Below are 19,516 nucleotides of genomic sequence, written 5' to 3'. Positions count from 1 at the left end.
AGCCAGCTCCCACAGGTTCTGGGGATGTTCACAAATTTTGTGTTTTCCGCAAACACTGTGGGAGCTGGCTTGCCAGCGATGGCGCCTTCCAAGTCAGCAATGATTCAAGGCAATGTCTGCGCATTCGGTACCACTTGCTCCCCCACACAAGCCCCACGCAAATGGCTTTCAAACTGCTCGATAATCGCCGCCCACCCCTGGCGACTCGCATGCTGCCGCGCATTCAGGCGCACACAGCGCAACGTTTCTTCCTCCTCCAACAACCATGCCGCCGCCTCGCAAAACGCCTGTTCATCCCCGGGCATCGCCAGCACACCGTTGTAGCCATGGCGAATATGCTGCGCCGCCGCCGCTTGATCGTAAGCGACCACGCCCAGCCCCGACGCCAACGCCTCCAGCACGACATTGCCGAAGGTTTCAGTCAGGCTCGGAAACACAAACACATCCCCCGACGCATAGTGCGCGGCCAATGCCTCGCCACGTTGTGCGCCGCAGAAGATCGCCTCAGGCAATTCCTTTTCCAGCGCCATGCGTTGCGGCCCGTCTCCGATAACGATCAGTTTCAGATTGCGCTGTGGATAAGTGCTGTGCAGAGTTTCGAAACTGCGTTTGAGCAGCCCGAGGTTTTTCTCCGGGGCGAGTCGTCCTACGTGGATCACGGCGGTGTCGCGTTCGCCGAGCCCCCACTGTTCACGCAAGGCGTTCATTCGTTTGCTTGGATGAAACAACTGGCTGTCGACCCCTCGCGACAACAACGCCAACCGCTCGAAATGGCGCCGCTCCAGTTCCAGCCGCTGGCTGACACTGGGCACCAAGGTCAGCGCCGAACGATTGTGAAACCATCGCAGATAATGCGTGAGCATCCGGGTCAGCAAACCCAGGCCGTATTGACTGGTGTATTGCTGAAAATTGGTGTGAAAGCCGCTGACCACCGATATTCCCAACCGTCGCGCCGCACGCAATGCCGACAACCCCAGCGGACCTTCGGTCGCGATATACAGCACATCCGGGCGCTGGCGTTTCCAGCGCCGCAGCAGTTTGTGCATCGACGACTGCCCCCACTGCAACCCCGGATACCCCGGCAGCGGCCAACCTCGGCACAGCAGCAGCGCATCATCTTCACTGCGCTGCGGATCACCGGCCTGACGCGGCCGCACCAGTTCCACCTGATGCCCGCGCGCGCGCAGGCCATCGCACAAGCGGCCAAGGGTATTGGCCACGCCGTTGATTTCCGGTGGGAAGGTTTCGCTGATGAGGGTGATATGTAGAGCTGTCGTCATGACCTCAGTGTCGGCTGAGGCCATGTCGTGCTTGTGACGTTCGGGTGATGGATTTATGACGTGCTGTCTGTTGCCGGTTCAGCGCTGAGTCACGAGGTTCTCGGCACCGCGCTCACGCACCCAGAACAGCGTCGCGCCCGCTACAGCGGCGGGCATCATCAGGATGTTGACCACCGGAATCAGCAGCGCCAGATAGACGATGCCGCCAAAGCTCATGCTCTGCCAGCGCTTCTGCCGCAGCCAGGCGAGCATTTCGTTCCAGCCCAGTTTGTGGTTGTCCGCCGGGTAGTCGATGTACTGGATCGCCATCATCCACACACCGAACAACAGCCACAGTGGCGCGGCAACAATGTTTACCACCGGAATGAACGAGAGGATGAACAGGCCAAGGGCTCGGGGCAGGAAGTAGCCGAGCTTGCGCATTTCCCGAGCGAACGTACGGGGAACCATCTCGACCAGTTCGCCCCAGCTGAAGGCCGGGAAGTCGTCGGTACCACGCACCACCACTTCGACTTTTTCCGCGAGGAAACCGTTGAAAGGCGCTGCAATCACGTTAGCGAGCATGGTGAAGGTGAAAAACACCATCAGCCCCACCAGCACGACAAACAGCGGCCAAAGGACATAGCTGAGGAAGCTCAGCCAGTCGGGCAGCGACGGCATCAGCGTATCGACCCAGAGGCTGAACTGGTGGCCGGCCAGATAAATCAATCCGACGAACAGCACCAGGTTGATCGCCAGCGGCAACAACACGAACAGGCGCAGGCCAGGGCTGAGGACCAGTTTTAGGCCTTCTCGCAGGTATTGCGGGCCGGACAGAACAGGGGCGGGCATAAGGTGCTCCGAGCAAAGGAAAACGCGCCGACCTTACCGACTTTGCAAAGGCTGCGAAAGCGCGGTAAAGCGATCGACATTCACTGTAACAAAGATCAGAGGGAGTCTATTCCTCAGTCAATCGTTTGCCGTCCGCCCTCAAAGCTCGAAGCGTATCCGCGATTCACGGCGTTGTGCCGGTGGTAACGCTTCTCCGCGTTTTACGGCTGCCAGGAGCTGATCGACGCCGATATGCACGGCATCGGCCTGCACGTTGCACGGTTTGAAATCCGCGACATTGTCGAGGCCTTGCCGGTGCGCCTGAATGATTTTCACGTCCTGGCGAATAACGATGTGGGTGTACAGATGAATGAATGGACGCAACAGGCCCAGCACCCAGCGGGGTAGGCGGAAGCGGTAGGCGATGTAGGTGTAGACGCGCGACTGGCGTGAATCGATGGGCGTGATCTGACTGATGATGATGAACGCCGAACGCTCGCCCCAGCGGTAGTCGCAACGCGTGACGTTGGGTGCAAAAAAGCGATCGGTGTGCACCATGGGCTCGCCGTCGGGGTTGCTCAGCCAGTTCAGGATACCGATCTTGTCGCCGTCATCGTGATACGTCACTTCAATGCTCTGCGCTTTACACGCGAGCGTGGCTTCCATCGTTCGTCCGGTGCTGGAGCGGAAGATGCCCTCGTGCACGAAAACGGTGTGCGGCACGTCCATGAAGTTCTGCACGAGGCTGCCGACGTCAGCCTCGAAGGTGTTGATCATGAAATACGACTGCCAGGGCTTTTCGCCGTAGACCGGTAGTTTGAACGGGGCTTTCCTCTGCGGGTCGCCCTTGCCGGTGTAGACCCAGATCAGCCCGTCCTGTTCTTGCACCGCAAAGTGACGCTGGCGGTAGCGATACGCGGGGGACGACGATGAGCACGATTTCTCGCCGACGCTGGGAATGTGCACCACTTGCCCCTCAGCGTCGTAGCGCCAGCCGTGGTAAGGGCACACCAGGCAATCGTCGGCAATCTTGCCCGCCGATAAGCGGGTGCCGCGATGCACGCACTGGTCGAGTAATGCCGCTGCCCGGCCGTCACGCTGGCGAAAAAGCACCAGGTTCAGGCCCAGAATCTTCGCCCGGTAAGGTTTGTTTTTGCGCAGTTCGTTCTGTGCGCACGCCACATACCATTGTTCGAGGGTAGCGTCGTCGGGTGTTTCGAGGAGGTTATTCACAGGTGCCGACATGAGCTTTCCGTCAGAGCGAGAAGGTCTTGAGCTGTCTCCAGCCGGTTGATGAGCGAACGCGGCTTGAAGTCGCCCGCACGGATGCCGCTCAACTCCGCCGCCTGTTGCAACACCTGCGCGAGTTGATCAGCGCCGCCGTCGAGCAGGCGCACCTGCACCGGTCCCAGTTGCCCGAGTTGGCGTGCCTGGCCGTAATGAAAGGCGTCGGCCAGTGCTGCCTCGATCGTCAGCGCCAGGGCGCTGACATCAAGGTCTCGGGACATCGCCACCAACGCCGTGTAATGCGGTGGCGAAGCATAGGCATTGGGGATCAGACATGCGCCAGCCTGGGTGGTCGGGCAACGCTCGAACAGGTTCTGCACGACGTGTTCATCCAGTTTTTCACCGACCAGATCACTGGTCGCCGTGGCACGTCCGACGAACTCGACCCGCGGTGTGGCCCCCGACATGCCGACCACGCGGACCCGATCGCCCAAGGCGTAGCGGTACAAGCCGCCACCGGTACTCAGCAGCACCTGCGCCGTTTCGCCCAGACGTAACGAATGAGCGTGGCGCAGGGTGCCGTCTTCGCAGAGAAACTCCAGATAATGACTGCCGATCGCCAACGGGCAGCCCGGTCCGTCGCCGAATGGAACGCTCACGACACCTTCGGTGGCAAAAAGACTTTTCGGTAGCCACTGCGTTTGCGGAAAGCGTGTGGCCAACTGCGTGAAGTAGTGGCGACTGGGCCCCTCCATCCAGCAACTGACGGCGGCCAGGCGTGGCCATAATTCGCTGCAGACACCCTGGGCTCGCGCGCGGCGTAGCGCTGACCGGCGCGGCGCGGGGAGCGCAGCCTCCAGCCAGGCAAACGTCTGTGCATGTTCTGGCGTTTCGGCGTCGAACAGCGGCTGCAACAGGCTGGTCAGAAAGGTCGGGCTCCAGACACTGATAAAGCTCAAATCAGCATCGGCCAACAAGGCCAAGAGCGTCTGTCGGCGCCATTGCGACAGTGCACCGTTAAACTCTGGAATCAGCAACGTCCCTGCCAGATCCGCCAGATGACTGCCGCTCAAATACTCCAGATCACTGGCCGAGCCGAGACAAATGCCATTGGCTCCCGCCACAGGCATTTGCAGGGGCGGCGACATCGACCAATAGCTCGAGCCATGACTGATGCCAGGCACTTGGCGATGCATGTCGGCGAGCCACACGGTCAGCGCGCTGTGCATTTCTGTGAGGAAGGCGCGCGTATAGGGAATCGCTTTTTGCAGCGCGCTGTTGCCGCTCGTACGCTCGAAAAACAGCGGTGGGGAGGCGGTCAGAATCGCGGCGGATTCCGTTTGCGCGCGCTCGATCCACGGCTGCAGCTGCGCGTAGGTGTGGATCGGTACGTGGTCGCGAAACTGCGTCGAGTCCTGCAGGCGGGCAAAGTGGTGGGCACGGCCGAATGCGCAATCACGATTGGCTTCGAGCAGTCGCTGCAATAAATGCTCTTGCGTCGATTGCGGTTGCTCGAGTTGCCTGTGCCATTGATCGAGCGTGGGCTTGGCGTGCTCCAGGAAGGTTTGCCATAGCGCGCGTTTGACATCCATGTTGGCGCTCATCAGAAGTAGGTCTTCTCCAGTTGCGTCAAGTCATCGGGTAGCCGCTGGGGCGGCAGGAAAACCTGCAGCCAGCCATACCACAACGGCCGGGTTTCCTTCAGGTTGGAGGCTGCATGCATCTGCTGCCAATGCATGGCCGAATGCCGATGATGGGTCAGGTTGTAGTTGAAGTTCAAAAATGCCCAGCGAACCAGACGCGGGGCGCGCAGGTTATAGGCGCCTTCGACCACGTCCAGTGGCGTGCGCATGTGGTACACCCACTGCAGCGACGACCAGGAAAATGCAAAGGCGAGGTAGGCGATGAGCACAACCTGCCACGTCCATCCGAGCAGGATTCCGATCGATAACCACGCGGCGACGCTGGCAATGACTTCCAGGCGGATGCGTTTGAAGTCAGCGCTGGAGAAGTCCTTGAACGCCGCGGCATAGGTATTGACCTCTGCGGTTTGCGACCATTTGTCCGTGATCCGCGCCGGCAGCACCGGCAACAACAGGCTGCCGACAAACGCCGCCAGCCAGATACCGCCGAGCACCGCAAAGTAGTATTCGATACGCTTGCGCCACAGCGACTCATCCGCGACCGCAAAGTCGGCCAGCTCTGCGCGCGTGCGATTGCGCACATGATGACCCAGGTGATTGATATGGATCAGCGTAGCCGAAGCACCGAACAGGGTAGAAGCCCACCACATGACGAAGTAGTTGAGGGATTTGCGACTGTGCGCCAGCCCATGAAAGGACTCGTGCATCATCGAGAAGACACCCTGCATCACCAGGCAAAACGGAATGAGCACCAGCCATTTGAGCCCGCCCGCCTCGGTGTGGGAAAGCCATGTCAGGGTCGCGCCCCATAACAGCGTTTGCAGCGCCAGCACGCACAGATTGGCCACGTCGAAACGACGTGTTTGCGAAATGTCACCGGAACTGCGCATATGGGCTCCTTGAAAGGTCGAGTCGAAAAAGTATACCGCCCTGATCGCTTCGCTAATGATCAATTGCAGGCGCGTCGGGGCAACGAGGAACCGCAGAAAACTGTATGTCGTATCTAAAACGCCTTCTGGCCAGACGCTCGGCGGCAAAACCCGCTGGCGCAGACATCCCCCGACGCGACGTGCGTTTTGCGCTCGATGAGCAGATTCCTCGCTATTGGTATCGCGGCTGGCCGCATGTCACGCGCTTTTTCGATGGCCTGTCGATCATGTTTCCACTCGGCGAAAAACTCTTCATCGACAGTGTCGTGCACTTTCGCAAAGCCATCGAAAAACATCCGGTGCTGGCGCAAGCGGTTGACGCGTTCGTGTATCAGGAAGCGGCGCATATTCGCGAACATCGCGCGTACAACCGGCTACTCGCGGCGCAAGGCGCCCCGATCGATGCTCTGGAACAACTGCTGTTGCGTCGTCAGGAGGTGGGCAAGAAATTTTCGCCGGCGATGCGTCTGGCGATGACGGCCAGCCTGGAACATTTCACCGCGATTCTCTCCGATCAGCTCCTGCGTCATCCCGCTGTCCTCAACGGTGCCGATGCGAAGATGGCCATGCTCTGGCGCTGGCACGCGATCGAAGAAACCGAACACAAGGCCGTCGCCTACGATGTGCTGCGCGTGGTGGTGAGCAATCCGCTGCGGCGATATCTGAAGCGATGCGGGGTCATGCTGATCATGACCGGCTACTTTGCCGTCGATGTCATGTACTTCATTTACCGACTGGCAGGCAATGACGGGCAACGCCGCAACGGGCGCGAGTGGCTGCGTTTACTCGGCTGGTTATTCGTTCATCCCGGGCCGCTGACCCGTGTATTTCCGCGATGGCTGGCGTGGTTCATGCCGGGATTTCACCCCAATCACCTCGATACCCGAGAGGCGCTGCAAGCGGCGCGACAAACGCTGGACGAATATGCTGGGCGCACGCCATGAAAAGACCTTCGGCGATCACACACGCCTGGATGCCTGAGGGGTTTGCCGATTGGCCGCTGCATTTTCCGGCAACCGAATTCGTAGCGCCTGACGCACGGCTCGACTGTACGGAGAAATTTGTCGCGGCCTGGCACATGCCCATGCCCAGCCTTGACCCGGATACGCTGGTGGTACTGGTGGCCGGGCTGTTTTCCGAATGGTTGCCCGGCTGTTTTCAGGATTGCGCGCAGACTTTGCGGCGCCTGGGTTATCCGGTTCTGCGCCTGCCCGTGCGTTCATCCCGCGGCGTCATGGCGCAGGGGCGGCATATCAGCAAGGTGCTGACGGCCGAACTCAGGCAGGGGCAGCGCTTTGTCGTGTTGGCGCACAGCAAGGGCGGGCTCGATGCGCTCGCGGCGTTGGCACAGAACCAGGCATTGAGCGAGGCGTGTGACGGCGTGGCGCTGGTGCAACCGCCGACAGGCCCGTCGACGGTCATCGATGACGTGTTGGCGTGCAATGTTGGGCAGCCGAGCGGCAACTACCCGCTCGACCGCGTTCGCCGTGTGCTGGCGAAAACGCGTTGGGTGGCCGAGGGCGCACGGGATATCAGCAGCCTGCGCGACCCGCACATCAGCGACCTGCTCGAACACCTGCCCGCTGACGTGCCCTGCCTGCACGTTATCAGTTGGAGCGCCGCGCCCAGTTCGCGCTTCGATACCCATCATGGCCGTCTCAATGCCCGACGACCGGGTTGGGCCCATGACGGGCAGTTTTACCTCGAGCATCAATGCATCGAGGGCATGCCGCAGATTTGCCTGCCCAGGCTCGACCACGGTCAACCGGTGCTGGGCGGCGGTGGCTTTGACGCCACGCGTTTCTGGCTGACGTTATTGGCTGTCCTGCACGGGTGCGCTCAGACGAGATAGATTTCGAACCCCGGAATGCGCTCGGCATCCTGCGGCGTCAACGCCGCGGCATTGCCCACACAGGGTGCCGTGTACAGGTCCATGGCGATGGACACGGCGCGATAGCGCTTCATGGCCATCCAGAACGGATCATGGTCATACAGACACAATTGCATCAACGCGTACTGACCGCGAACGCGCAGCCACGCCGCATCCAGCAGTGCCGCAAAAATCTGCGGGTCGCGTTGTCGGACGTGCAAGTGGGTCAGGTAAACGTCGCGTAATGCCTCACCTGGCGCAGCAATCGCCGGGCGCCCCAGCAGCGGCGCACAGCTGTTGAATGCGAGGCGAATGGCCTGGTGCGTCAGCGGCAAGGTCTCCAGCACCACCCGCTTGATCCGCCCGGCATCCCAGGGCGCGACGCAGCCCAGCAGATTGTCTCGGGCGTCCAGTGCCAGCAGAAATGACGAGAGGTCGAAGTCCGGCCAGGTCTCCAGGCGCCGGGCAAACTGCGCCTCACTGAAGACGTTGCCGAACGGCTGACCTGCCGATTCGCTGTCGAGAAACGCACGCAGCGCATCGGCGTGGCACGGCTGCGCTTGCACAATGCGCACGTGGTCTGGCGTTCGTGGAATGCTTCGCCAACCGCGCTGGGCATAAACGGCGACGTTGCTGTAGCCCCGCCAGTGCGCAAGGCCGAGTGGATTGGCGCGCCGTCCGCCGAGCAGTGACTGGGTGGCGAGACGGTTGTCGCGGATGACACAGCAATAGGCGTGCTGCACTCCCGTTTCAGCGGCCAGTGCGGCGAGACGGACTTTGACCTCGGCCATCCACGACAGCGACAGACGTCGGTCAGGCACCAGTCGCAAATCCCCCAGATAGGCCACGGGCTGAATTTCACCCTGAAGATAACCCTCGCGCACCACCAGGCTGGCGATGCCCTTCAGATCACCGGTGGCGTTCTCGGCCAGCCAGGTGCGATGGTCGCTGGCATGACAACGGTGCAGCGCAAAGTAATCCGGCCCGCGATCGAAGCGCATTGGCAAACCACCCTGCATGGCCCGCTGCGCCTGAAAATCGAGCAGCTGCCGATTGTCCGCCGCGCTGGCCTGGCGGATCAGCATGGTTGCGCGGCGGCAAACAGACGCAGCGCCAAGGGCCGCAGGTTGTCGGGGTGTAATTCACATAGACAGACCAACTCATCGCCCGACGCGTAACGAGGATTCTGCTGTAGAAAATACGCCACGTTTTCCAGGCGCAGGTGAGGGGCGGGGACGTGTGCCAGCTCGGTCGTCAAGCGACCTTGTGGCACTGTGAAAGACAGCACGCCCGTCGCCGGATCGTAGGCATCGCCGAAACGATCCACTGCCAGATAATCCGCCAGTGCCTGAACCGCAGGGTCCGTCACCACGCCAGCGCGGGGGGCGTAGTTCAACGCCATGGCGGCCAGATAGCGGTAGGTGCGGTGACCCTTGCAGATCAGAAACCAGTACAGCGGAACGTCAGGCTGCTCCTGCCAGATCTCGCCGGCCAGGCGCATCCACGCGAAGGCCAGTTGCTGGCTGCCCCAGTGGTCGCGATCAATGATGGTGTCGCCGGAAAAAATTACCCTGATCGGTTGGCCCGACCACGTGCGCCCATAGCGTTTGAGCGTGGTGAAACCGACGATGGTCTGATCCGCACAACGCAACACGATGCAGTGGGTTTTGTCCTGCAAATCCTGGTCGAATTGCGCGCGGGAGGTGTCGCAGTAGGAGGCGCGATAGATCTCGAACATCCGATCGATTTCATGTGGATGCAGATCGGAGCATTCAACGGACGTTGCGCACAAACGCATGGAGATCCTCGGCATCGCAGGCAAGATGTCTGGAGTTTGGCGAGTTGAAAGGGTCAATGCAACGTAGACTTCCTTTCGTCGCCGTCATTTACTGACGCTGAAAATCTGGCATAACCGAGCAGAAGCCGCCGCTCTTGGCGGTATGGAAACGTTGCACGTGTTCTGACCCATCAGGCGCTTTATTCATGTCATCCACGTTTGCCAGTCATCACATTGATACCTCGATCGTGACGCGGCCCTTCCTTTGGCTGGTGGTCTACACCGTCGTGACGGGCGCGCTGTATTTTCTCGTCACGCACTGGCCGATGGGCGCGGTGCGGGTGATTCAGCCCAGCGGTTTTGACGCGCACATTGCTCGACTTCCTTTCACCCTGCCGTTGTACCTGAGCTATGTGCTGATCATGCCGGCGCTGGTGCTTCTGGGACGGCGCCGCGCATGGTTGCTGCCAGCCTTTTTTGCCGCGGCCGTGGCGTCCGGAACCTGCCTGCTGAGCCATTTGTTTTGGCCCACCATGATCGAGCGGCCGGACAGCACGTCGCAGTGGCTCACGTGGTTCTACCAACTCGACTCACCGTTGGCCGCCTCGCCCAGTGGGCATGTGGCATTGCCGGTGGCGATCAGCGTTGTCCTCAGTTATCTGCGCGTGCGTGCCGTATGGCTTTTCAGTCTGTGGAGCGTGGTGCTGGGGATTACCGTGTTGACGACGGGCCAGCACGTGCTGCTCGACGTGGTGTATGGCGCCGCGATTGGCGGCGTGGCAGGCCTGTTCACCGTCATGCTCAAGCGCCTGAAAGTGGATCTGCGCAGCATGGCGGCGATCCTGCTGGAATGGCTGTGCATCATCGTCACGTTGCGCATCGCCCTGTACGTGGGGGACTGGCGTCTGTATGGCGTGGCCTTCGTGGTGATTGCCGCGCGCCAACATGCGCTGTTCATCCTGTACCACGACGCGACGCACTATCACCTGACCCGTCATCGCACGCTCAACGACTTTCTGATCAACCTGGCGATCGGTGTGCTAGGCATGGTTCCGGTAGAGTTCTATCGGCCCCTGCACCTCGAACATCATCAACAGACCGGAACCGCGAACGACCCGGAGCGCCGCTTTTTGTATCACCGCCAGCCTTGGGATTTCCGTCCGCTGAGCGGCAAACTGTTGCTGCGGCAATTGCTCGGCGATCTGTTCCTGATCAACACACTGCGCAATCTGCGCGCCTACAAGGCAGCGGGCGGAGCATCGCCGAAGATGACCGGCCCGGCCTTCGCCGCCAGTGTGATCTGGCTGGGCCTTTTAGCGTTCATTGCCTGGCAGACGTCGGCGCAGACGATCCTGTTGATTGCTTTTTTCTGGTTCGTGCCACTGGCCACACTGGGCACCCTGTTGCAGAAAATCCGCAGCATCGCTGAGCACAGTGGCGGGCCGGACGTAACTCCCGGTTGGCGGGAATGGACGTATGCCTGGAAAGTCGGGTGCACAGGGCGGTTTTTCATCTGGCCCTATCACATCAATCTGCACCTGCATCATCACCGCAGCGCCAACCATCCCTGGCACGTTCTGCCTCGTCTGGTGACGGCGGATGACGCGTTGCTGGACTCACGGACGCTGCCCTCGCTGTTCTGGTCGGGGGCGAAGAACAAGCGCTGATCCAGCCTTGTTCCCGCGCAGTACCGCTTGGGCTTAGCTGGCAGCCTCACCCTTGGGATTGCTGGCAATCAGGCTGGCGCCGCACGCGGTTTTCATCCCGTGCAGCGCTACTGCGATGCCGCCGACATCCAGCAGCGCACTGCCCTGCGTGATCGGGAACACCCCTTTGCACAGCGGGCAAACCACCTTGTGGCCAACACCGGACATGGGTTTGCCGTTCAGGTCCGTCTGGTTGAATGCTTCAAGGACGGTGCCACCGTGACTGGTGGAGTCGCCGAGCCGAATGATGTCCATGGCAGCAGGCCTCCTAGAGATCGTCCATCCAGTTGGTTTTCGGTTTCTGCTCGGCGAGGAACTCTTCGAGCGTGTGATCCTGCTCGACGACCGGCATTTTCGTGGCCGAATGCGCAGTAGGCACGGTTGGCGGTTCCTCGGTACTGGCGGTCTGTGGCGCCAGGTTGACGCCGAAATGATCATCGCCTGAAGGCTTCTTGCCGGGCGTCGGTGAGGTCACGGCAATGATCGTCGCCTGTTCCGGGCGGCGCATCGGCATGACTACGCTGGTGTCGGCGTTGAGGTAGCTGGCCATCGTCGCCAGCGTGAGGCCAACGAACGGCGAGGCCGAGCCGGTGTCGCCCAAGCGCTGAGTGAGGTCGTAGCTCTCGCGCGAATCGAGCAGGTCCAGCGGACTGTGCGCGGCAGTGAGCGCCGGCAGCAACTCCGCCAGTGGCGTGGTGTTCGCGCCGCCATCAAAGAACACCCGAACCGGTTTTTGCGCGAGTCCGTCGGTGGCGCTTTTCCAGCCAGCGGCCAGTTCGGCGGTCAGCGCGTCACGCTTCAGGCGTTCGCCATTGTCTGGCCGCAGCAGTGACACGGTGACCGGCCGATGCAGCTTGGCCAGCACCGGTTGCGCATCCCATTGCTCGAACGCACGTTGGGTCCAGGGTTGCGGAATGAACGTCGATGGCTGGAACTCCACGGCGGGTTTGCTCGCGCCCCAACCGCTGAACTCCGGGTCGATTTTGTTCTCGTTGACCTTGGCGAATTGTGCGTAATAACGCAGCCATTCGACGCGTTCGGGGCGGCCGACCACCATGGCGACCATGGCGTCGGTGAGTTCTCCCGGTTTGCGCGGGCCCGGCCCGCCAATCAACGGTGCCTTTTTTGCCGACAGCGCGAACGACATGCTGAACCCTTCCACGTTGTAGACCAGCACAGCGGGGAGGTCAGGGTTTTGTTCGAACAGGTTGAACAGGTTTTCCACCAGGCCTTCGGGGGTGTCATTGCAGACCACGCCATCTTGCAGATTGCGCACGCGATGCCAGTGCAGGCCCGCTTCCGTGCGGTAACTGTTGACCATGCCCGAGAGCATTTCCCGGGTTCTTTGCGGGGCGTAACGCAGGTTCGGTGTATCGGGATTCCAGCCACGCACGACGGTGATGGTCGGGATCGGCCACTTCTCCATGAAGTCGCGCAAGCCCAATTCCAGCGCATCGGCCTTGCGCTTGTCATAGGCGAGGTCTTTGGCGTCACCATCCACCGGGTACTTTTTCGGATCCGTGGGCAGAATGCTGCCCACATGCAGGGCTTCGGTCTGCTTTGCATTCTGCTCCTGCAAGGCTTTCCAGGCCTGACCCTGACGGAACACGTCGAGGCTCAGGCCAATGGCGAGCACATCCAGCGTGTCCAGACGAGGCGAGGTGGCAGGGGCGCGGTAACGGGCATCAACAGGCATGGTGGCGGCCTCCTTGGCCGAGGTATAGGCAGTCACGGGAGAAGCCGCGCTGGCAAAGCAACGGCTGACCGTCGATGGATGTTCAGCCGCGTGAACCAGAAGGCTGGTCAGGAGCAGGCCGGTGAAAAACAGACAAGCTCTATCGAGGCGCATCAGGCGCTGCCACCAAAACGTACCGGCTCGCCTTTTCTGAGCTCGGTGCGGGTCTGGGTGGCCACCAGACTTGGCATGGTGTCGCTGATGGCGGGTAGCGTGCCGGTCTTGCGATAGGCGACCGTAGAGTCAATCAGCTCGCGGTTTTTACCGTCCTCCTCCTGATAGTGCTGATCCACGGAGTCGTCCGGATCTTCATTCTCCGCCTGAAATTGCGCGTTGGCGCCGCCGTCGGTCTTCGCCCAGTCCAGCCGCCAATCCGCCACCCGACACAAATACGCGTAAAACGATGCTTCATCGACGCATTCGCCGGCACCGATCGCCACGTCATAGGCCAGCACTTGTCGGCTGTGTTCAGGGTTGTTGGGAATGGATGAGTGGAAAGACAGGGCCTCCGAATAGTCCTCGCCTTGCAGACGAATACGCGCCTGATAAGGCGTTTCCCCGCGAGTGATGAGGACCTTGCCGTTGCCTTGAGCCCGAGCGGCAAACACATGGGCACACTCCGAGGCTTCCTTGCCCTCGTTGCGGGCCTTTTCGACGCTCTGGATGTCTTGCCCATATTTGAAGGCCAGGGCTTCTTCCATGATCTCCGCTTCGGCATGACGTGGGTTCTTCGGCTCCCAGCCGCCATTGGCTACGCCGATCGAGGCATCGACAGGGTCGAGTTTGTCCTTCATCTGGTACACCCCGCTTTTGGAGGCTTCCCCGGGGGCGGTCATAACGCCATCGTTGGCAAAATTCACGTCGCCCGGCACCGGCAATTGCGGCGCGGTCAAGACCACGCTGGCGCCCTTGTCCAGGCTGCCATTGGGAATACGGTCCATGAAGCCCAGCCCGGTGTCCTCCCACGGTTGTTCGCTGTCCTGGCGCAACAGGTAGACATAAGGAGGCACGTGTTTGCCGACGGGTTCTTTCTCGCCGTTGCGTTTGCGCACGGTAAAGACGCGTTGGTGGAAACGTTGTGGAAGAATCTTGCGCGCAGGCTGGCCATCGACCTCTTCGCCGATGCCCTGCCAGCCGATGCCCTGGACGTTCCTGAGGCCAACCGTCTGATCCTGAGGGGTGAAATAGAGAAAGGTGCAGCCGCGGTTGTCGCGCTCGTTGAAGGTGATCTTGTCTCCGCGGATCGTGCTTTGACACGCCGCCGTGCCCGTCCAGCCAGGCCCGCCAATCGCTCCGTAACCCTGCTTGTTTTTAAGCGCCACGCCCGACAGGGCCGGCACCGGATTAGGGCTGCCGGCGATGAATTGCAAGATGCCGTTGAGTGTGGCGATGCGCGCCGCGGTTGTCTGTTGCCCGCCCCACTTCTGGACCTTGTCCATGTTCGGCTGGAACAGGCTGTAGGGCGAGTTGAACATGACCACGCCGTCCGCCGGTTTGGCGTTTTCTTCCTTGAGAAACGCGTGGGCCAACAAAGTGAGCAGCGTGCCCTGGCTGTGGCCAACCACGTTGATCGTATCGTTCGGATGACGTTTGTGAATGATCTTGATCAACATGGCCAAGCGCATGGCTGCCAGCACCATGTAGCGGCGGCCGGCAGCCGAGAACAGCGGGTGGGTCATCGTGCCACCGATTTTGTTCAGGGAAATGAACCCGAGCAGCATGCCATTGAAGCCCTTGCCCCACATATCCGGCAGGTTGGTGGTGGCGTTGGCGAACTGGCCGCCTTCTTTGGTGCCGGCCTTGTCCAGGCGGTTGCCGTCACGGTCCAGCCACTGACCGTGCGCCTCGGTTTTCTGAATGAAAGCCTCTTCCTCGCGAAATCCCCAATAGAACGGCACCACCACACTGCGTGGCTGGCCGCCGTTGCTGGAGGCTCCGGCCTTGCGGCGGAAGTACACGGCATCAGGGTTCTTGGCCTCGCCATCATCATCGCCTGGAGCGGTGTAGCTGGCCGGCAACAGGTATCCCGGATTGTTCGCGCCGTTGGGGAAGGTTCGTGGCATATCGAGGCGTTCGTTCAGCCCCTCACACAACCCCTGCTCAATACGTGCGTAGCAACCCGCCAGGTCGTTTACACCGTGCACAAGGATTGTCACGCAGGGTTTCGGTGGCGGCGGAATCAGGTGAATGTCGCCACCGCTGGGCATGGTGATCGATTGGCTGGAAGCGATCTTTTTCGGCTGGGTAGGATCAGTCATCGCCCATTTCCTCCTTGAAAATTCCGTTGGTCTCGACGCGTGGGCGCAAGGTCATGCCGGATTTGTCCGCTGGCGCCTATTGGCGCTGCGCCTCAAATACGAAGGGGTCGCCCTGATTCGGGAAGTGCAACAGGTACTGCTCCAGCGGTTTTTTTGCGTTGGGTACCCGGTAATCCACTTGCAACCCGGTCGGATTGTTTTCCAGTTCCGCCCCCAGGTAGGCGTTTTCCGGGTAGCTGAACTGATTGCCGGGCGCCTTGCGAATGGCCGAACAAGAGGCGAACAGTCGCGGTAACGCGTAGAGATGCTGGCCGTGTACCAGCAACACCAGAGGATAGCGATCACCGTAGCCACTGCTGACGTATTGCAACTCCAGGCACGTTGAGGCGCCCTGGCGCCAGGCCGTGGCCGTCGCCACATTTTCCGGGTCGATGGGATCACCGACAGGCCATTGCGGCGAGGCGAAGTTGATCGCGTCGCGCAGCGGCCAACGTTGTTTGCCGACCGTCAGGGCCTCTCCGTCAAAGGCAATGACGGGTGTGCCTTTGGGCGGATCGAGCTTCAGTTCGTCGGGCGCGCTCCACTGCGCATCTTCAAAGCGTTCAAACGCCGGGCGCATGGCGTTGACCCACAGGCAATGCCTTGGCGATTCCGAACAGGGTCTGGCCAGCTCGCTGCCGGGCCCGGCGAACAGGTTGTCGCCCAGCGACTGATAGAACGCACGGTAATCGGTGAACTGTACCGGGGCTGCCTGGGCCAGAAATGGCAGGCTCGCGCCGAGAACCAGACTCAGACAACGGGTGAGTGTGCTCATCGATATTCCTTGGCGCCGGTTGCCTTGATGTATTCCGGGTTGGTGGTCCAGAAGATCGTTTTGCCGATGGCGGCGGTGGACCGATATACGTGGTCATAACGACCCCGTTCGCGGGTATTGACCATTGTGTTGGTCTTTTTGTTGAGCTGCTTCCAATAGGTGATTGTCTCCGGCTTCGAGACTTGCGCAATCCCGAAGATGTTGTGCGAGGGGGAGCCGTAGTGAAATCCCAATGAGTGTCGGGGGTTGGTCGACTTCTTGATATCGATGCCATCCCACCAATACGCACCGTTGGAGGGATCGTTGCCACGCTGGGCCAGAGCATCCCGCGCGCTCTCCACCGCCGAGCGCATGTTCGGGTCGGCATTGATGTCCGCTTCCGAAGCCTTCATCAATTGGTTGTAACGGACATTGTCGCCCTGCGCGGCAACGATATAACTGGTCCCGGTCTCCTTGAGCAGGCTGGCGACGTCGGCCAGCCCCCACGCGCGCATACGGTTGGTCACCGTAAAACAAATGGCGCGGACTTCCTGCGGGTTGTTGTCCGTCGAGGCTTCGCCGTATCCGATGGCCGCGAGCTTGCGCACCTGTGGCGTGATGAGATCAGGCATTTTGTGTCTCCTTCACCGGCCACGACTCCAGCTCCAGCTCCATGTCGGCAGGGAATTCCGGTGTGCGATCACCGGAACCCTCGGCCACGACTTCGCCGGCGGACATCACCTTGAAGTGGTGCGGCGCGGGACCACCCTGGTCATCCGTGAATTCGAAGAACTGCACAATTTCCTCCGCCTCGTCAGCGGCACCGGCACCACTGGCAACTGCACCTGCACCTGCACCTCCCGCTGCCGCGCCTGCCGCTGCGGGGGAGGGCGGCTTGAGCATGGCGACGTTGGCAATGCTCATCACATCTTTCTGCAGCAACTGCGTGGCGCCCTGAGCATCGGTCAGGCCTTCGACCACTTCGCCATTGGACAGGGTGATTTTGTACGGCATGTTGGGCATCGCCGAGGTCCCGTCAATCTGCTTGAGCATGAAGCGTCGCTGGGTATCGCCGACTTTGAATTTGGGCAGTTCCGCTTCCAGGCTGGTGGCGCCAAGCAGGCTGTGTTTGGCCGCTTTGACGATCAGGTTGCCGGGCATGCCCAGTTCGATATTGCCGCCCTTGATAGTGATGTAGGCCCCGGCGCACATCAGGGTGATGTGCTCTTTGGCCGACACCAGCACATGCTGGTTGCTGGCGCTGACTTCCACACTCTGATCCGCCTCCAGGCGAATATTGTTTTTCTGCGCCTGCAACAGCATCGGGCCCTGGTGAGTGATCTGGCGCATTTCGCCGCTGTGGGCAAACATTCCCAAATCGGTCCCGGCATTTAGCACAAACTTCTGCCCCGAGGTCTGTTGCTGATTTTGCTGGGCAATCGTGTCGATATGCTCACCCGCCGCCACCGTGATGCTCTTGGGCGACGCCGCGGCAATGCCGGCTTCACCGCTCACGGCAATCGCCGGATTGCCGCCGTTGCTCTTGCCCGACTCGTCGTTCGCGCCGTTGCCCAGGTCGCGAACCGCATCGCTGAGGGTCTTCTGCGGTGCCTTGTCATGGCCTACGCCCTGGTTGTCCTGGGCGTAGTCGCCCAGATCCTTGGCAAGTTTCAACGCCGCTTCCAGCACCTGTACGACCGAGGCACGATTGAGGTGGCCGCCGCTGGCGTTCAATTGCTCCTCGGTACTCAGCAGCAGCCCCTTGGCGGCCCGCAGCGCACCGTGCTCATCGGTGCGCAACTCGAAGCCTTCGCCGCGCGGCTCACCGCCGCTCGGCCGTGGATGCGTCAGGTAACCCAGATGCAATGCGGTGCTGCCGTGATCACTCATCAAGGCGGCACTGATCTGCTTGGTGGTGTCGTCAATGCGCAGTTCGTTGGCCCGAGTGCCCTTGTATTCCTTGCTTTTGATGGTGCTGAGAATCTTGTGATCGGGCAGTTGGTAGGGCGGCATGTTCGTCGCGCGGTACGTGCGGCCGGTGATGATCGGCTGATCGCAGTCGCCGTCGAGGTAATCGACGATGACCTCTTGGCCAATGCGCGGAATCGCCATATGGCCCCAGTCCGCACCCGCCCAGTTCTGTGCCACGCGCACCCAGCAGGAACTGAATTCGTTGTTCTTGCCTTCCCTGTCCCAGGGAAACTGGACTTTTACCCGGCCAAATTCATCGGTGTAAATCTCTTCCCCGTCCGGCCCGGTCACCGTCGCAATCTGTGGCCCGTCGATGATCGGTTTGGGCAGCGGCGGGGTGCGCCATTCGGTTTCTTCGCAAATGATTTCGGCGACGAAGTCATAGCTCACGCCGACCTCGGCGCCGGCGGATTCTTCTTCCTGGCTGGCGTGCTGGATGCCCTTGTGAGTGATCCTCAGCGAGCGCCACCAACGATTGAAATCTTCCCGGGGATGGCCAGTGAGCTGGAAAGAGAAACCCGGGATCAGGCGCGGGTCGTCGCCTTCGACAACGGCGATGCGCGCATCGCCACGGTGCCCGAGCAAGCGATTCTGGGTGAAGGGCTTACCGGCCGAGGTGACCTTGTAGCGACCCGGGTAATCGTAGCGTTGATAGCTCGGCGTCTGATGTTGCAAGTCATCGCCAGCGTAGTTTTGCTGCTGGTCGAAGGTCGGACGCTTGAAGGTGTAATCGCGTTGCGTCTGCTCGGCCGTGCGCACGTTTTCGGTGTAACTGAACGCGTAGAGCACGGGCTGTGTGGCATCCGCTGCGGGTTCAGTGGTGTACAGCACCGGAGCGCCTTGAATGCGCTCCTGCACATAGAGTTTGTCGCCCTGGATCAGCGTGTGAGTGCTTTCGTTGCATTTGAAGAAATAGAACAGGCCTTCTTCACTGGACAGCCGATCGAACAGGTAGAGGTCCGTGTCGCCGACCTGCGTACAGTATTCGCGCGGCAAATGTTCACTGTTGATGTGTGGCTGATAGTCGAGGATGCCGTGTTCGCTGAGCACCGACTTGATGATGTCCGGGACGTTTTTCTGTTGGAAAATACGCCAGTTGGAACTCAGGGCGAGTCGGGCGAGTTGCGGTTCGACCACGGCGCGATAACGCGTGCGGCGAAAGCCGGTTTTACCTTGAGTGAAACTCGACACCAGCCCGTGGACATGGCGCACCGCTGTGCCGCCCTGCCAGATCGTGAGTAAGGAGGGCTGATCGAGAACCTTGCCGAAATCGATGTTGGGGTTGTAGCTGGCCAACTCGATCGTGAGTCGAAACGGCTCACAGAGGGCTTCCTCCAGTGTGAACTCTACGACCTCGAACTCCATCTGCCCTGACAACACGGAAAACGTGAACTTCAAATCCCTTTGACGCATTGGACTGTTCCTTGGTCAGGTGAGAAAGAGAGGCCGCACATCAACACTGCAAGGTATGAATCGCATCGACCAGCAGCGCTGGCCGATGCGTGAAGCGGTCAGCC

Annotated in this window: 16 protein-coding genes; 3 read left to right on the top strand and 13 right to left on the bottom strand. The window is 60.7% G+C overall.

What is annotated here, in order from left to right:
• Positions 1-104: 104 nt before the first annotated feature.
• From JFT81_RS15320 to JFT81_RS15300, 5 genes are all read right to left on the bottom strand, one after another.
• Positions 105-1,304: a glycosyltransferase family 1 protein gene (locus tag JFT81_RS15320; protein WP_201227946.1), complete on the bottom strand. Its 1,200-nt coding sequence runs from the start codon at positions 1,302-1,304 to the stop codon at positions 105-107.
• A 54-nt stretch (positions 1,305-1,358) separates the two neighbouring features.
• Positions 1,359-2,111, bottom strand: a complete 753-nt coding sequence (gene cysZ / locus JFT81_RS15315; protein ID WP_201227945.1) for a sulfate transporter CysZ — start codon at positions 2,109-2,111, stop codon at positions 1,359-1,361.
• Between the two features lie 138 nt (positions 2,112-2,249).
• The gene (locus JFT81_RS15310; protein ID WP_201227944.1) at positions 2,250-3,335 is read right to left on the bottom strand and encodes an aromatic ring-hydroxylating dioxygenase subunit alpha; all 1,086 of its coding nucleotides are present in this window, start codon (positions 3,333-3,335) and stop codon (positions 2,250-2,252) included.
• Positions 3,320-4,921 carry a GH3 auxin-responsive promoter family protein gene (locus JFT81_RS15305; RefSeq protein WP_201227943.1) on the bottom strand — a complete coding sequence of 534 codons (1,602 nt, stop codon included), beginning with the start codon at positions 4,919-4,921 and terminating at the stop codon, positions 3,320-3,322. The genes JFT81_RS15310 and JFT81_RS15305 overlap by 16 nt, the downstream gene beginning before the upstream one ends.
• A complete protein-coding gene (locus tag JFT81_RS15300) occupies positions 4,921-5,850 on the bottom strand; it encodes a fatty acid desaturase (RefSeq protein ID WP_201227942.1) in 930 nt (309 codons plus the stop codon). The genes JFT81_RS15305 and JFT81_RS15300 overlap by 1 nt, the downstream gene beginning before the upstream one ends.
• Positions 5,851-5,954: 104 nt before the next feature.
• On the opposite strand from JFT81_RS15300, the gene JFT81_RS15295 reads away from it, so the two are divergent.
• The gene (locus JFT81_RS15295) at positions 5,955-6,833 is read left to right on the top strand and encodes a metal-dependent hydrolase (protein ID WP_201227941.1); all 879 of its coding nucleotides are present in this window, start codon (positions 5,955-5,957) and stop codon (positions 6,831-6,833) included.
• 14 nt (positions 6,834-6,847) lie between these two features.
• Positions 6,848-7,741: a hypothetical protein gene (locus tag JFT81_RS15290; protein WP_201228106.1), complete on the top strand. Its 894-nt coding sequence runs from the start codon at positions 6,848-6,850 to the stop codon at positions 7,739-7,741.
• Here the strand turns inward: JFT81_RS15290 and JFT81_RS15285 are convergent.
• Positions 7,729-8,844 carry a hypothetical protein gene (locus JFT81_RS15285; protein ID WP_201227940.1) on the bottom strand — a complete coding sequence of 372 codons (1,116 nt, stop codon included), beginning with the start codon at positions 8,842-8,844 and terminating at the stop codon, positions 7,729-7,731. The genes JFT81_RS15290 and JFT81_RS15285 overlap by 13 nt on opposite strands.
• On the bottom strand, positions 8,838-9,497 hold the full coding sequence (locus tag JFT81_RS15280; protein WP_201227939.1) for a hypothetical protein: 660 nt from the start codon (positions 9,495-9,497) through the stop codon (positions 8,838-8,840). The genes JFT81_RS15285 and JFT81_RS15280 overlap by 7 nt, the downstream gene beginning before the upstream one ends.
• 245 nt (positions 9,498-9,742) lie before the next feature.
• Here JFT81_RS15280 and JFT81_RS15275 point away from each other — a divergent pair, with 245 nt between their 5' ends.
• Positions 9,743-11,203 carry a fatty acid desaturase gene (locus JFT81_RS15275; protein ID WP_201227938.1) on the top strand — a complete coding sequence of 487 codons (1,461 nt, stop codon included), beginning with the start codon at positions 9,743-9,745 and terminating at the stop codon, positions 11,201-11,203.
• Between the two features lie 33 nt (positions 11,204-11,236).
• On the opposite strand, the gene JFT81_RS15270 is transcribed toward JFT81_RS15275, so the two are convergent.
• The 6 genes from JFT81_RS15270 to tssI form a co-directional block, all read right to left on the bottom strand.
• The gene (locus JFT81_RS15270) at positions 11,237-11,497 is read right to left on the bottom strand and encodes a PAAR domain-containing protein (RefSeq protein ID WP_054048120.1); all 261 of its coding nucleotides are present in this window, start codon (positions 11,495-11,497) and stop codon (positions 11,237-11,239) included.
• 13 nt (positions 11,498-11,510) lie between these two features.
• Entirely contained in the window at positions 11,511-13,091 is a 1,581-nt protein-coding gene (locus JFT81_RS15265) for a DUF2875 family protein (RefSeq protein WP_277952780.1), read from the bottom strand.
• A complete protein-coding gene (locus JFT81_RS15260) occupies positions 13,091-15,235 on the bottom strand; it encodes a DUF3274 domain-containing protein (RefSeq protein WP_201227937.1) in 2,145 nt (714 codons plus the stop codon). The genes JFT81_RS15265 and JFT81_RS15260 overlap by 1 nt, the downstream gene beginning before the upstream one ends.
• A gap of 76 nt (positions 15,236-15,311) precedes the next feature.
• Complete coding sequence (locus JFT81_RS15255; RefSeq protein ID WP_201227936.1) at positions 15,312-16,049, bottom strand: hypothetical protein; 738 nt, start codon at positions 16,047-16,049, stop codon at positions 15,312-15,314.
• Entirely contained in the window at positions 16,046-16,660 is a 615-nt protein-coding gene (locus tag JFT81_RS15250; RefSeq protein ID WP_201227935.1) for a hypothetical protein, read from the bottom strand. Before JFT81_RS15250 ends, JFT81_RS15255 begins: the two co-directional genes overlap by 4 nt.
• Complete coding sequence (gene tssI / locus JFT81_RS15245) at positions 16,653-19,412, bottom strand: type VI secretion system tip protein VgrG (RefSeq protein ID WP_201227934.1); 2,760 nt, start codon at positions 19,410-19,412, stop codon at positions 16,653-16,655. Before tssI ends, JFT81_RS15250 begins: the two co-directional genes overlap by 8 nt.
• Between the last annotated feature and the right edge of the window lie 104 nt (positions 19,413-19,516).

This window comes from Pseudomonas sp. TH43, assembly GCF_016650635.1.
Taxonomy (GTDB): domain Bacteria; phylum Pseudomonadota; class Gammaproteobacteria; order Pseudomonadales; family Pseudomonadaceae; genus Aquipseudomonas.
Note: the sequence above shows the minus strand (reverse complement) of the source record. Positions and strands in the feature narration are given on the sequence as shown.